Here is a 13,926-nt window from a genome sequence, read left to right on the forward strand (position 1 = left end):
GTCCATTCATGAACCCTCGCCATATCGCGATCGTCACCGCCGCGTTTGCCGTCGTCACCGTCGGTGCCGTGGCCTGTACCCCGGCCGCCGACGAGACCGCGACCAGCACTGACACCACCCACACGATCGTCGAAACCCGCGAGGTTCCCGCCGCGCCCGTGGTGATCGAGCGTGAGAGCCCGCCCGTCGTCATCGAGCGCGACGGCGAGACCGGCGACACCACGACCGTGCGCGCCGGGCGCGACGGCATCGAGGTCGAGACCACCAACCGCTGATTTCACAGCGATCATCGAAAAGCCCCCGGACGGTTTCCCGTCCGGGGGCTTTTTTGTCGGCTCAGCGTGCCGATCAGCAGCTGTAGTAGAGGTCGAATTCGACCGGGTGCGGGTGCAGTTGCAGGCGCAGCACCTCCTCCTGCTTCAGCGCGATATAGCTGTCGATGAAGTCGTCATCCATCACGCCGCCCTTCTTGAGGAAGGCCCGGTCCTTGTCGAGGTTGTCCAGCGCCTCCTGCAGGCTGCCGCAGACCTCGGGGATGTTGCCGCGCTCTTCCGGCGGCAGGTCATAGAGGTTCTTGTCGGCGGGCGCGCCCGGATCGATGCGGTTCTCGATCCCGTCGAGGCCGGCCATCAGCAGGGCCACGAAGGTCAGATAGGGGTTGCCCATCGGATCGGGGAAGCGCGCCTCGATACGCTTGGCCTTGGGGCTGGACACGTGCGGGATGCGGATCGAGGCCGAGCGGTTGCGGGCCGAATAGGCCAGCTTCACCGGGGCTTCATAGCCGGGCACCAGGCGCTTGTAGGAGTTGGTGGTCGAGTTGGCGAAGGCGTTGATGGCCTTGGCGTGCTTGATGATGCCGCCGATGTACCACAGACACATGTCCGACAGGCCGGCGTATTTGTCGCCGGCGAACAGGGGCTTGCCGTCGCGCCAGATCGACTGGTGCACATGCATGCCCGAGCCGTTGTCGCCGTACATGGGCTTGGCCATGAAGGTGGCCGACTTGCCATAGGCGGCGGCGACGTTGTGGACCACGTATTTGTACAGCTGCAGCCGGTCGGCCATGGTCAGCAGGTCGCTGAATTTCAGACCCAGTTCGTGCTGGGCCGGGGCCACCTCGTGGTGGTGCTTCTCGGGATCGAGGCCCAGCTCCTTCATCACGCCCAGCATCTCGCCGCGCAGGTCCTGGGCGCTGTCGACCGGATTGACCGGGAAATAGCCGCCCTTGGAACCCGGGCGGTGGCCCATGTTGCCTTCGGAATATTCGGACCCGGTGTTGGACGGCAGTTCAATCGAATCGAAGCTGTAGCCGGTGTCGTGCGACGCGGTGCTCCAGCGCACGTCGTCGAAGATGAAGAACTCGGCCTCGGGGCCGAAGAACACCTGGTCGCCCACGCCCGACGACTGGACGAAGGCCAGCGCCTTCTTGGCCATCGAGCGGCTGTCGCGATTGTAGGGCTCGTTGGTGTCCGGGTTCAGCACGTCGCAGAACAGGAACATCGTCGTCTGCTGGTAGAAGGGATCGATATAGGCCGTGCTCAGGTCGGGCTTGAGCAGCATGTCGGACTCATTGATCGTCTTCCAGCCGACGATGGAGGAGCCGTCGAACATCGTCCCTTCCTCGAGCAGCTCCTCGTCGATCAGGTCGATGTCGAAGGTCATGTGCTGCAGCCGGCCCTTGGTGTCGGTGAAGCGGAGGTCGACGTACCGGACGTCCTTGTCCTTGATCTCCTGAAGGATCTTGGCGGCGCTCATGATCGAAGTCCTGTTCGTAGGGGAGGGGAGAGAGGACGCCACCCCGGGAGGGGACGGCGACGATGAATTCAGACGGCCTGGGGACCGGTTTCGCCCGTGCGGATGCGGATGACGTCCACGATGTCGGAGACGAAGATCTTGCCGTCACCGATCTTGCCGGTCCGGGCCGCCGACTGGATGGCCTCGACCACGGCGGGTGCCATGTCGTCGGGCACCACGACCTCGATCTTGATCTTCGGAAGGAAGTCGATGACGTATTCGGCACCGCGATAGAGTTCGGAATGCCCCTTCTGGCGACCATATCCCTTGGCCTCCAGAACGGTCATCCCTTGCACGCCCACGTCCTGGAGCGCTTCCTTCACTTCATCGAGCTTGAATGGCTTGATGACGGCTTCAATCTTCTTCATGGCGACCCCGGGACGGGCGGGTTGAAGACCCCGTCACTCGGGCAGCAAAGGGACATTGCATTGCACAATAAGGCAAGCCTCTTTTCGATTTTGTCATCATCGGTGACCGGGCGACGCCCATGACCGAAGGTCAAGATCGCCCTGACTGGCGGGCCGTGCTGCCCTGGCCGGGGCTGAATACGCACAAACACGCCCGGGGGCGTCTGGGGGTCGTCAGTGGCCGGGCCGGCCAGACCGGTGCCGCGCGACTGGCCGCCCGCGGCGGCCTCAGAATCGGGGCCGGGGTGGTCAGTCTGCTGTGTCCGCTCGAGGCGGTCGCCGTGCTGGCCCCGGCGGTCGAGGCCGTGATGCTGAAGCCGTTCGCCGACCCCGAGGTCCTGGCCGGACTGGCCGACGGGATGGACGCCGTGGTGGTCGGACCGGCGGCCGGGATCAACGACGCCACCGTCGCCAATGTCCATGCCCTGGCCGGCACCGGGGCCGCCCTGGTCATCGACGCCGACGGGCTGACGGTGTTCGAGGGCTGGCCGGCCGATCTGTTCGCCCTTCTGGACCGGGACGACATCCTGACCCCGCATGAAGGCGAGTTCCGCCGCCTGTTTCCCGATCTGCTGACCCATGGGCGCGAGCGGGCGGCGGCCGAAGCCGCGGCACGGGCCGGGGCCGTGGTGGTGCTGAAGGGCCCGCAGACGGTCATCGCCGCCCCCGATGGACGGATGGTCGTCAATGACAACGGCACACCCTGGCTGGCGACGGCCGGCAGCGGCGATGTGCTGGCCGGGATGATCGGCGGCCTGCTGGCCCAGCGGATGGACAGTTTCGACGCCGCCTGCGCCGCGGTGTGGATCCATGCCGAGGCCGCGGCCGGGTTCGGGCCCGGCCTGATTGCCGAGGATCTGCCCGACCGGCTGCCGGCGGTTCTGGCCGGGCTGTGGCCGGGCCGGTGAGGCAATCCTAGTCGGCGGCCGCGGCCTTCTTCGCGGCTGGCTTCTTCTTCGCCGCCGGTTTCTTGGCGGCAGCCTTCTTGGCCGGAGCCTTCTTCTTGGGCGCGGCCCCGGCCTTGGCGGCCAGCAGGGGCAGGGCCTGCTCCAGCGTCAGGTCCTCGGGCGTGGTGCCCTTGGGCAGGGTCGCGTTGATCTTGCCCGACTTGACATAGGGGCCGAAGCGGCCGGCCATCACATGGATCGGATCGCCGGTCTCGGGGTGCGCGCCCAGGTCCTTCAGCGGGGCCACGGCGGCCCCGCGTCCGGCGAATTTTCCGGCGCGTTTCTCGGCCAGCAGCACCACGGCGCGGTTCAGGCCGACCTCGAACACCTCGTCGATGTCGGCGACATTGGCATAGGTGCCCGCGTGCAGCACGAACGGCCCGTAGCGGCCGAGGCCGGCGGTGATCATCTTGCCGTCCTCGGGGTGTTCCCCGACCTCGCGCGGCAGGGCCAGCAGGCGCAGCGCCTGTTCCAGCGACAGGGTCGCGGGGCTCCAGCCCTTGGGCAGGGAAGACCGTTTCGGCTTCTCCTCACCGGGCGGGGTGACTTCGACATAGGGGCCGAAGCGGCCGATCTTCAGCTGGACCGGCTGGCCGGTCACCGGATCGACGCCCAGCTCGCGATCACCGCCGTCCGCCCCGCCCCCGTCGGCGTCGGGCGACGCCACCGGCCGGGTGAATTTGCAGTCGGGATAGCGCGAGCAGCCGACGAAGGCCCCGAAACGGCTGGTCTTCAGCGACAGCTGACCCTGTTTGCACAGCGGGCATTCGCGCGGATCGCCGCCGTCTTCCCGGGCCGGGAAAATGTGCGGTCCCAGCGACTCATTGAGGGCGTCGAGGATGGCCGTGGTGCGCAGCTCGCCGGCGGCCTGGGCCGCGACATGGAAGTCCGACCAGAACTCGCGCAGCAGCACCTTCCAGTCCAGCTTGCCGGCCGAGACCTCGTCGAGCCGGGTCTCCAGCGCGGCGGTGAAATCGTATTCGACCCATTTGGCGAAGAACTGCTCGAGGAAGGCCGTGACCAGCCGGCCCTTGTCCTCGGGATAGAAGCGGTTCTTGTCGGTGCGCACATATTCGCGGTCGCGCAGCGTGGTCAGGATCGAGGCATAGGTGGAGGGACGGCCGATGCCGAGCTCTTCCAGCTTCTTGACCAAAGTGGCTTCCGAGAAGCGCGGCGGCGGTTCGGTGAAATGCTGGTCGGTGCGCACGGCCTCGACCTTCGCCGTGGCCCCTTCCTTCAGGGTCGGCAGACGGGTGGAGTCGTCGTCCTCGTCGGTCTCGGTGCCCTTCTGGCGCTCGTCGCGGCCCTCCTCATAGACGGCGAGGAAGCCGTCGAAGGTCACCACCTGGCCGGTGGCGCGCAGGCCGGTCTGGCCGTCCGGGGTCTCGACCTCGACCGTGGTGCGGTCGATGCGGGCCGATTCCATCTGCGAGGCGACCATCCGCTTCCAGATCAGCTCGTACAGCCGCTGCAGGTCGCCATCGAGGCGCAGGGTTTCCGGCGCGCGGGTGATGTTGGTCGGGCGGATGGCCTCGTGGGCCTCCTGGGCGTTCTTGGCCTTGGTCTTGTAGTAGCGCGGTTCGGACGGAACGAAGGCCGGTCCGAAGCGGTCGGCGATGACCTCCCGCGCCTGGGCGATGCCCTCGGGACTGACGAACAGGCCGTCGGTCCGCATATAGGTGATCAGACCGCCGGTCTCGTCGACGCCTTCGTACAGCTTCTGCGCCGCCTGCATGGTGCGCTGGGCGGTGAAGCCCAGTTTGCGGCTGGCCTCCTGCTGCAGGGTCGAGGTGGTGAAGGGCGGGGCCGGGCTGCGCTTGATCGGCTTCTTCTCGATCGACTTGATCGTGAACGCACCGCTGTTGATCGCATCACGGGCGGCGAAGGCCACGGCCTCCGACGGGATGTCGAGACGCTGGATCCGCTTGCCCAGATGTTTGACCAGCCGGGTGGTGAAGGGCGGGCTGTCGGCGGCCAGGTCGGCCTCGACCGACCAGTATTCCTGCGCCTTGAACTTCTCGATCTCCATCTCGCGATCGACGACGATGCGCAGGGCGACCGACTGGACCCGACCGGCCGAGCGGGCCCCCGGCAGCTTGCGCCACAGGACCGGCGACAGGGTGAAGCCGACCAGATAGTCGAGCGCGCGGCGCGCCAGATAGGCCTCGACCAGTTCCATGTCGATCTGGCGCGGGGCCGCCATGGCCTCGAGCACGGCGTTCCTGGTGATGGCGTTGAAGGTGACCCGTTCGACGTGGGTGTCCTTCAGCGCCTTCTTCTTGGTCAGCACCTCGAGCACGTGCCAGCTGATCGCCTCACCCTCGCGGTCGGGGTCGGTGGCCAGGATGACGCGGCTGGCGCGTTTGGCGGCCTCGGCGATCTCGGACATCCGCTTGGACGCCCGCGCGTCGATCTCCCACGACATGGCGAAATCGTCGTCGGGTAGCACCGATCCGTCCTTGGACGGCAGGTCGCGGATGTGGCCGTAGGAGGCCAGAACCTCGAACTCGGACCCCAGATATTTGTTGATGGTCTTGGCCTTCGCGGGGCTTTCGACAATGACAAGATTCATGATGGACGGGTTCTCGGAAAGGGGCCGGGAACGTGGTTGGCCGGACGGCCCGTGTCAATCGGCCATCTGAAACCCGGTCCCCGGACCGACGGTGGGCAGGCGGATCAGAGCGAGGCCAGGCCGCCCGGCAGCAGGGTCGCCCGCCCGACCAGACTCAGCTCCAGCAGGGCGGCGGCGACCGCCCCGACCGGGGCATTCAGCGCCCGGGCCAGTTCGTCACGCGGCGTCGGGGTCGGCGACAGCAGGGCCGCGACCCGCTCGATCAGGGCCGCGTCGACATCATCGGCCCCGTCACCGAAGGGGCGGTCGACCGGCGGCTCGTCCAGACGGCGCAGCGTCTCGAAGGCGCGTTCGATATCCTCGATGCCCTCGCACAGGATCGCGCCCTGACGCAGCAATTCATTGGGGCCGCGTGAGCGGGGATCCAGCGGCGAGCCCGGCACCGCGAATACGTCGCGGCCCTGTTCGGCCGCCAGCCGGGCGGTGATCAGCGAGCCCGAGCGCAGTTCGGCCTCGACCACCACGACGCCACGCGACAGGCCCGAGATGATCCGGTTGCGCCGCGGGAAGTCCCGCGCCTGGGCCCGCGCCCCCATCGGGCTCTCGGAGACGACACAGCCCCGGTCGACGATCTGGTCGTACAGTTCGGCATTGTCGGGCGGATAGATGTCGTCGACGCCGCCGCCCAGCACCGCCACCGTCCCCGTCGGCAGGGCTCCGGCGTGGGCGGCGCTGTCGATGCCGCGGGCCATGCCCGACACCACCCCATGCCCGGCCGCGCCCAGCTGGGCCGCCAGACCACGGGCGATGCGCTGCCCGCCGGCCGAGGCGATGCGGGCTCCGACCACGGCGACGCAGGGCCGCGACAGCAGGGCCGGGTCCCCCCGCGTCCACAGCACCGGCGGCGGCGGATCGACGGCGGCCAGAAGGGGCGGGTAGTCGGGGTCGCCGATCACCATCAGCCGGGCGTTGACATCCTCGGCCGCGGCCATCTCGGACTCGATGCGCGCGACAGGGGGCAGGGTGAATCCCGCCCCGCCGGCGCGTCGGACCATGGCGGGCAGGACCTCGATCGCGGCAAGGGCGCTGCTGAACCGCTCGAGCAGTTGCCGGAACGTGACCGGACCGACGCGCTCGGCCCGGGCCAGCCGCAGCCGGGCGAACCGTTCCGCCGCGTCCGGCGGGCTCACGTCTTCTTGGCACCCAGCCGGGGTTCGGTCCCCTTCAGCAGCCGGGCGATGTTCTGATGGTGACGGATCCAGATCAGCACGGCTGTGAAGGCCGACAGCAGCAGGATCGGGGCCGGGGCGGGCAGGCCCACCGCCGGCAGGGTCAGGGTGGCCAGGATCGGGGCCATCGCGGCCGCGACCAGGGCCGCCAGCGACGAATAGCGCAGGACCAGGGCGACGATCAGCCAGACCGCCCCGGCCATCAGCCCCAGCGGCCACCAGGCGGCCAGCAGCAGGCCGAAGAAGGTCGCCACGCCCTTGCCCCCCCTGAAGCCCAGCCAGACCGGGAACAGGTGCCCCAGAAAGGCCGCGCCGCCGGCGATGGCTCCCGCCACCTCGCTGTCGAACAGCCAGCGGGCGAGCAGCAGGGCCGCCGCCCCCTTGCCGGCGTCCAGCAGCAGGGTGGCCAGGGCCAGGTCCTTGCGGCCGGTGCGCAGCACATTGGTCGCGCCGATATTGCCCGAGCCGATGGCCCGCACGTCACCGGCTCCGGCCGCGCGGGTGATGACCACGCCGAACGGGATCGAGCCCAGCAGATAGCCGCCCGCCGCCACCAGGGCGAGGGTCAGAAGGGCCGGGGCAACCAGATCCTGCACGGTGATTCTCTCGTCTAGCGGGCGTCGTGGACGATGCGTCCACCGACGATGGTGAGCAAGACCCGACCTTGCAGACGGCGGCCGTCGAACGGCGAGTTGCGCGACTTGGATCTCAGCGTCGCGGCGTCGATCACCACCGGCGCGCCCGGATCGAACAGCACCAGGTCGGCCGGGGCGTCGGCTTCCAGCACGCCGGACTCCAGATCCAGCAGGGTGGCCGGGCCGTGCGTCAGCGGCCGCAGCACGTCGAGCAGGTCCAGTCCGGCCTCATGGTGCAGGCTCAGGGCCGCGGCCAGCAGGGTTTCCAGACCCACGGCCCCCGGCGCGGCCTCGGCGAACGGGCGGCGCTTGTCCTCGGCCGGGGCCGGGGCATGGGCCGAGGTGATCACGTCGATCAGGCCGTCGCGCACCGCCTCGATCAGGGCCAGACGGTCGCTCTCGGCGCGCAGCGGCGGATCCAGCCGGTAGAAGGTGCGGTACTCGCCGATGTCGATCTCGTTGAAGCACAGGTGGTTGATCGACACCGAGGCGGCGACCTCCAGACCCCGGGCCCGGGCCCGCGCCAGGGTCTCGAGCGCCCCCTCGGTCGATATCTGGTCGACGAGGAAGCGCACGCCGGTCTGCTCGACCAGGGCCAGGTCGCGCTCCAGCTGGATGCGCTCGCCGATGGCCGGCGATCCCGACAGACCCAGCCGCGTCGCCAGCTCGCCCGCGGTCGCCACCGCGCCCTCGCCGAGCCACGGCTCGCTGGGGCGGCAGGCGATCAGGGCGTTGAAGGCGACGGCATAGCTCATCACCCGCTGCAGGGTGCGCGTATTGGTGATGACCCGGTCGCCGTCGGTGAAATACAGGGCCCCGGCCTCGGTCATCAGGCCGATCTCGGCCATGCGCTGACCGTCGAGGGTGCGCGTCGCGGCCCCGGCGGCATGGACGTTGACCAGATTGAGCGCCGCCCCGCGACGCTGGATGAAGTCGACCATGGCCGGATCATCGACGGCGGGATCGGTGTCGGGCTGGATGACGATGGTGGTCACCCCGCCGGCCGCGGCCGACAGGCTGGCCGACTTCAGCGTCTCCTTGGGCTCGGCTCCGGGCTCGCCGGTCTTGACCCGGATGTCGATCAGCCCGGGAGCCAGGCACAGGCCGTGGACGTCGATGACCTCGATTTCGGCCGCTTGCGGCGGAGCTGTGCCGTGGATGACCTCGACGATGCGGCCGTGCTCGATCAGGACGGCACCCGGGCCGTCATAGTCGCTGGCCGGATCCAGCAGCCGGGCGTTGACCAGGGCCAGGACGCTCAAGCGAAATCCTCCCCTGCGGGGGGAGGGGGACCATCCGAAGGCTGGTGGCGGGGGCAGGCCCAGAGGCCGGTGACGGCGGATGGCGCCCTCCACCGCTTCGCGGTCCCCCGCCCCCGATGGGGGAGGAATGCCGGTGAGCCTCTCATGCTGTGTCTCCGTCCAGCCGTGCCGACAGGGCGGCCAGCACCGCCATGCGCGCGGCCACGCCCATCTCGACCTGGTCCTGGATCAGCGAGACGGAGAGGTCGTCGGCCACGTCGGAATCGATCTCGACGCCGCGGTTCATCGGCCCCGGATGCATGACCTTCGCCCCCGGATTGGCCCAGGACAGCTTCTCGCGATCCAGGCCCCAGAAGCGGAAATATTCGCGGGTCGACGGCACCAGGGCCCCCTCCATCCGCTCCAGCTGCAGGCGCAGCATCATCACCACGTCGCAGCCCTTCAGGCCCTCGCGCATGTCGTGGAACACCTCGCAGCCCCAACGGTCGGCGTCGCCGGGCACCAGGGTCGGCGGCCCGATCAGCCGCACCCGCGCGCCCATCATCGACAGCAGGGCCACATTGGAGCGGGCCACGCGGCTGTGGGCCACATCGCCGCAGATGGCCACGGTCAGGCTGGTCACATCGCCGAAGGCCCGGCGCAGGCTCAGCAGGTCCAGCAGGGCCTGGGTCGGATGCTCATGGCGGCCGTCCCCGGCATTGACCACGGCACAGCCGACCTTCTGCGACAGCAGGTCGGCGGCCCCCGAGGCCCCGTGACGCACCACCAGGATGTCGGGTTTCATCGCGTTCAGAGTGACGGCGGTGTCGATCAGGGTCTCGCCCTTGGCCACCGACGAGGTGCGCGGGCTCATGGTGACGACATCCGCCCCCAGCCGCCGCGCGGCGATCTCGAACGAGGCGCTGGTGCGGGTCGAGTTCTCGAAGAACAGGTTCATCACCGTCCGCCCGCGCATCAGGTCCAGCGTCTTGGCCGACGAGCGGTTCAGCGCGACGAAGGCGTCGGCCAGGTCCAGCAGATCGCGGGTCGTCTGGGCGTTGAGATCGCCGGACGACAGGAAATGGGGGCGGGGGAACGGGGCCAGCCGCTCGGTGATCATATCGGTGACGGCGTTGGGCTGGGTCATCGAGGCCCGCCTATACGGCTGAGTCAGAGGAAATGGAACAGGCCGAGCAGGATCGGGATGGTAATCGCACTGCCGACCGTGGTGAAGGCGACCACCCCGGCCATCAGCGGGGCGTCGCCGCCCATCTGCCGCGCCAGCACATAGGAGGCCGCCGCCCCGGGGGCCGATCCCGCCAGCAGGGCCACGCCCTGGGCCAGACGGTCACCGCCCAGCAGCCCGGCCAGGTAATACATCCCGACCGGCAGGACGATCAGCTTGACCGCGGAAATGGCCAGGATCATCAGCGGCCGGGTGGCGGCATAGCGGAAGCTGAGCCCGGCCCCGGCGGTGATCAGACCCAGGGCGATGGCACCGGGCCCCATCAGCTCGAAGATGCGGCTCAGCAGCAGCGGCGGCACCAGACCGGTCAGGTTCAGCGCCGCGCCCAGGCCGCAGGCCCAGATGATCGGATTGCGGGACAGCGATCGCAGGGCCAGCCGCCAGCCGCCGCCCTGGCCGGCCCCCCAGCGGGCCAGCACCAGCACGCAGATGACATTAAGGGCGGGGGCCAGCACGCCGAAGGCCACCGCCGCCGTGCCCAGCCCCTCGGGACCGAACACCGCCCCGGCGACCGGCAGGAAGACGAAGCCGTTCCAGCGGATCACGCCCTGGAAGACGCTGGTGAAGGCCGGATCGCTGATGCCCAGCCATGGCTTGGCCGCCAGGGTCAGGCCGGCGACGGCGAAGGACACCGCGATGGTGGCGACCGCCACCGGCCCGGCGGTGCCGGCGCTGAAGTCCGCGCCCCAGACAGCCGGGATCAGGAAGGTCGGATAGAAGATGAAATAGGTCAGCCGCTCGACCGCGCGCCAGCCGTCGTCAGCCAGGAAGCTGCGCATCTTCAGCCCCCAGCCCAGGGCGATCATGGCGAAGACCGGCACGATACCGGCCAGCAGGGCCGTCACGGCTGTTCGGCGACGCGGATGCGATCCAGCGCCCCCTGCAGGATCCAGGCGGCGGCGGTCCGGTCGACGACGCCGGCGCGGCGCTTGCGGGTCAGGTCCAGCTCGCCGATCAGGAAGCGTTCGACGGCACTGGTCGACAGCCGCTCGTCCCAGAAGGCGATCGGGATGTCGCGCAGCCGCAGCAGGTTGCGGGCGAAGGCCCGGCACGACTGGGCCCGGGGGCCTTCGGTGCCGTCCATATTGGTCGGCAGGCCGATGATCAGGCCACTGACCTTGCGGTGCCCCATCAACTTGAACAGCTGTTCGGCCTCGATCGTGAATTTCGATTTGCGGATCAGTTCCAGCGGGCTGGCGATCATCCGGGTCACGTCCGAGACGGCGACGCCGATGGTCTTTTCGCCGAGGTCCAGCCCCATCCACGCGGTTTGCGGCGGGCAGGCGGCGGGCAGGTCGAGGAGGGGGACGATGGACACAGTGTGGCGGTAGGGCTGGCGTCGCCGTGTGTCAAAGGCCAAGATGGCGCAACGTCAAAGGGGGAGTTTTGACATGATCAGACATCCGTTGCTGCTTCTGGCCATCGCCGGCCTGGTCACCGCCTGCGATTCCGGCGTGGAAACCCGCAAGGACGCCGTTCCGGATGGTGGCTCGGCCGCGATCCGCGCCGCTCCGACCACACCGGCCACCGCCGCCGGGCCCGCTCAGGCCGTCGCGGCCCAGGCCGACGACTATCTGCAATCGGCCGCCTCGGTCCTCGCCGTTGTCCCGCTGAGCGATCGCGCCGCCGACGCCAAATTGTTCGGTCTGGCCGGCGGCGACCCCGCCCTGAACGGCGACCACGCCTATCTGGCCTTCTTCGTCGACCCGTCCGAGGGCTGGCGGGTGTTCCCGCTCGGCGATTTCGAACGCTGGAGTGTCGGCGAACAGGGTCCCGGCCGCTTCGTTCTGGAAACGACCCAGGGCCGGATGGGTGACGACGGCCAGATGGTGACCGGCGAGGTCAAACGCTTCATCGTCACCTATGACGCGCGTGTCGCCGGCTCACCGCCGCCGTCGGCGATCACCGTCACCCCGGCGACCTGAGGGCCAAAGCGGCCTCCCGTCTTGTGAAAGGCCCGCCGGGCGGCTAATCCGCCCGCTTGACCTGTCACGTCTGGAGAGCCGCATGGCCATCGACGCTGCGACGGTGCGCAAGGTCGCACACCTCGCCCGTATCAAGACCCCGGAAGACCGGCTGGAGCCCCTGTCGCGCGAGCTGACCGGCATCCTGGCCTGGATCGAACAGTTGAACGAGGTCGACGTCGACGGCGTCGAGCCGATGACCTCGAACGTCGCCCAGGCCCTGCGCCTGCGCGCCGATGCGGTCACCGACGGCAACAGGGTCGCCGATGTGCTGGGCAATGCCCCGCAGGCGACCGATGGCTTCTTCGTCGTGCCCAAGGTGGTCGAATAGCCATGAGCGACCTGACCAAACTCACCCTCAAGGCCGCCGTGGACGGCCTCAAGGCGAAGCAGTTCTCTTCCGAAGAGATCACCCGCTCCTTCCTGACGGCCATCGAGTCCGCCAACCCGACCCTGAACGCCTTCGTCACGGTTACCGCCGACAAGGCGATCGACATGGCCCGCGCCGCCGACGCCAGACTGGCCAAGGGGCAGGGCGGTGTCCTCGAGGGCGCGCCGCTGGGGATCAAGGACCTGTTCTGCACCGACGGGGTCCAGACCACGGCCGGCTCCAACATGCTGCGCGGCTTCGTGCCGCCCTATGAATCGACCGTCAGCGGCAATCTGTGGCGCGACGGGGCGGTCATGCTGGGCAAGCTGAACATGGACGAGTTCGCCATGGGCTCGTCCAATGAGACCAGCGCCTTCGGTCCCGTGGTCAACCCATGGAAATCAACCGGTTCCAACGCTGACCTGACGCCGGGCGGCAGCTCGGGTGGCTCGGCCGCCTCGGTCGCCGCCGACCTGTGCCTGGCCGCCACGGCCTCGGACACCGGCGGCTCGATCCGCCAGCCCGCCGCCTTCACCGGCACCGTCGGGATCAAGCCGACCTATGGCCGCGCCAGCCGTTTCGGCATGGTCGCCTTCGCCAGTTCGCTGGACCAGGCCGGACCGATCACCAAAACCGTCGCCGACGCCGCCCTGATGCTGCAGTCGATGTGTTCGTTCGACGTCCGCGACTCCACCAGCCTCGACGTGCCGACCCCGGACTGGACCGCCTCGCTCGGCCAGTCGGTCAAGGGTCTGCGCATCGGCGTGCCGAAAGAATACGTCGTCGACGGCATGCCGGCCGAGATCCAGAAGCTGTGGGATCAGGGCATCGCCTGGCTGAAGGATGCCGGCTGCGAGATCGTGCCGATCAGCCTGCCGCACACCAAATACGCCCTGCCGGCCTATTACATCATCGCCCCGGCCGAGGCCTCCTCCAACCTGGCCCGTTATGACGGCATGCGCTTCGGCCACCGCGCCGAGGGCACGACCAGCCTGACCGACCTGTACGAGACCAGCCGCGCCGAAGGCTTCGGCGGCGAGGTCAAACGCCGCCTGATCATCGGGGCCTATGTGCTGTCGGCCGGATTCTATGACGCCTACTATGTCCGCGCCCTCAAGGTCCGGCGTCGCATCGCCGAGGATTTCGACAAGGTCTGGGGCCAGGTCGACGCCATCCTGACGCCCTCTACGCCCTCAGCGGCGTTTGCGATCGGCGACAGGCAGATCGACCCGCTGCAGATGTATCTGAACGACATCTTCACCGTCACCGCCAACCTCGCCGGCCTGCCGGGCATCTCGGTGCCCGCCGGCGTCGACAGCGGCGGGCTGCCGCTCGGCCTGCAGGTCATCGGCAAGGCGCTCGACGAGGCGACCGTGTTCAAGGTGGCCAGTGTGCTGGAAGACGCGGCCGGGTTCGTCGCCAGGCCGGAGACGTGGTGGTGATGAGCTGAATCCCTCTCCCTGAGGGAGAGGGAGGGGCCCACGCCGAAGGCGTGGGAGGGAGTGGGGTTACGGTCTGGCC

14 protein-coding genes are annotated in these 13,926 nt (G+C 69.0%); 5 read left to right on the forward strand and 9 right to left on the reverse strand.

The window, feature by feature from the left end:
- Positions 1–8 precede the first annotated feature (8 nt).
- Positions 9–275 carry a hypothetical protein gene (locus AACZ75_RS07035; RefSeq protein WP_339872070.1) on the forward strand — a complete coding sequence of 89 codons (267 nt, stop codon included), beginning with the start codon at positions 9–11 and terminating at the stop codon, positions 273–275.
- A gap of 73 nt (positions 276–348) precedes the next feature.
- On the opposite strand, the gene glnA is transcribed toward AACZ75_RS07035, so the two are convergent.
- Both glnA and AACZ75_RS07045 read right to left on the reverse strand, forming a co-directional pair.
- Positions 349–1,755: a type I glutamate--ammonia ligase gene (gene glnA, locus AACZ75_RS07040; RefSeq protein WP_339872071.1), complete on the reverse strand. Its 1,407-nt coding sequence runs from the start codon at positions 1,753–1,755 to the stop codon at positions 349–351.
- Between the two features lie 68 nt (positions 1,756–1,823).
- Complete coding sequence (locus tag AACZ75_RS07045; protein ID WP_339872072.1) at positions 1,824–2,162, reverse strand: P-II family nitrogen regulator; 339 nt, start codon at positions 2,160–2,162, stop codon at positions 1,824–1,826.
- Positions 2,163–2,281: 119 nt separating this feature from the next.
- Here AACZ75_RS07045 and AACZ75_RS07050 point away from each other — a divergent pair, with 119 nt between their 5' ends.
- Entirely contained in the window at positions 2,282–3,109 is an 828-nt protein-coding gene (locus AACZ75_RS07050; RefSeq protein WP_339872073.1) for an NAD(P)H-hydrate dehydratase, read from the forward strand.
- A 7-nt stretch (positions 3,110–3,116) separates the two neighbouring features.
- Here AACZ75_RS07050 and topA read toward each other — a convergent pair whose 3' ends face one another.
- The 7 genes from topA to ruvX form a co-directional block, all read right to left on the reverse strand.
- The gene (gene topA, locus AACZ75_RS07055; protein ID WP_339872075.1) at positions 3,117–5,720 is read right to left on the reverse strand and encodes a type I DNA topoisomerase; all 2,604 of its coding nucleotides are present in this window, start codon (positions 5,718–5,720) and stop codon (positions 3,117–3,119) included.
- Positions 5,721–5,824: 104 nt separating this feature from the next.
- Positions 5,825–6,910 carry a DNA-processing protein DprA gene (gene dprA / locus AACZ75_RS07060; protein WP_339872076.1) on the reverse strand — a complete coding sequence of 362 codons (1,086 nt, stop codon included), beginning with the start codon at positions 6,908–6,910 and terminating at the stop codon, positions 5,825–5,827.
- A complete protein-coding gene (gene plsY / locus AACZ75_RS07065) occupies positions 6,907–7,545 on the reverse strand; it encodes a glycerol-3-phosphate 1-O-acyltransferase PlsY (protein ID WP_339872078.1) in 639 nt (212 codons plus the stop codon). The genes dprA and plsY overlap by 4 nt, the downstream gene beginning before the upstream one ends.
- A 14-nt stretch (positions 7,546–7,559) precedes the next feature.
- Positions 7,560–8,846 (reverse strand): dihydroorotase, encoded by a 1,287-nt coding sequence (pyrC, locus tag AACZ75_RS07070; RefSeq protein WP_339872080.1) that lies wholly within the window; start codon positions 8,844–8,846, stop codon positions 7,560–7,562.
- Between the two features lie 142 nt (positions 8,847–8,988).
- Positions 8,989–9,972: an aspartate carbamoyltransferase catalytic subunit gene (locus AACZ75_RS07075; protein ID WP_339872082.1), complete on the reverse strand. Its 984-nt coding sequence runs from the start codon at positions 9,970–9,972 to the stop codon at positions 8,989–8,991.
- A 23-nt stretch (positions 9,973–9,995) separates the two neighbouring features.
- Positions 9,996–10,916 (reverse strand): AEC family transporter, encoded by a 921-nt coding sequence (locus AACZ75_RS07080; RefSeq protein ID WP_339872083.1) that lies wholly within the window; start codon positions 10,914–10,916, stop codon positions 9,996–9,998.
- Positions 10,913–11,332 carry a Holliday junction resolvase RuvX gene (gene ruvX, locus AACZ75_RS07085; protein WP_339872327.1) on the reverse strand — a complete coding sequence of 140 codons (420 nt, stop codon included), beginning with the start codon at positions 11,330–11,332 and terminating at the stop codon, positions 10,913–10,915. Before ruvX ends, AACZ75_RS07080 begins: the two co-directional genes overlap by 4 nt.
- Before the next feature lie 130 nt (positions 11,333–11,462).
- Here ruvX and AACZ75_RS07090 point away from each other — a divergent pair, with 130 nt between their 5' ends.
- From AACZ75_RS07090 to gatA, 3 genes are all read left to right on the forward strand, one after another.
- Positions 11,463–11,996 (forward strand): hypothetical protein, encoded by a 534-nt coding sequence (locus AACZ75_RS07090; protein WP_339872084.1) that lies wholly within the window; start codon positions 11,463–11,465, stop codon positions 11,994–11,996.
- An 82-nt stretch (positions 11,997–12,078) separates the two neighbouring features.
- Positions 12,079–12,366 carry an Asp-tRNA(Asn)/Glu-tRNA(Gln) amidotransferase subunit GatC gene (gene gatC, locus AACZ75_RS07095; protein ID WP_339872085.1) on the forward strand — a complete coding sequence of 96 codons (288 nt, stop codon included), beginning with the start codon at positions 12,079–12,081 and terminating at the stop codon, positions 12,364–12,366.
- Between the two features lie 2 nt (positions 12,367–12,368).
- Positions 12,369–13,847 carry an Asp-tRNA(Asn)/Glu-tRNA(Gln) amidotransferase subunit GatA gene (gene gatA, locus AACZ75_RS07100; RefSeq protein ID WP_339872086.1) on the forward strand — a complete coding sequence of 493 codons (1,479 nt, stop codon included), beginning with the start codon at positions 12,369–12,371 and terminating at the stop codon, positions 13,845–13,847.
- Positions 13,848–13,926 lie beyond the last annotated feature (79 nt).

It is taken from the genome of uncultured Brevundimonas sp., assembly GCF_963975535.1.
In the GTDB taxonomy this organism is placed as follows: Bacteria; Pseudomonadota; Alphaproteobacteria; order Caulobacterales; family Caulobacteraceae; genus Brevundimonas.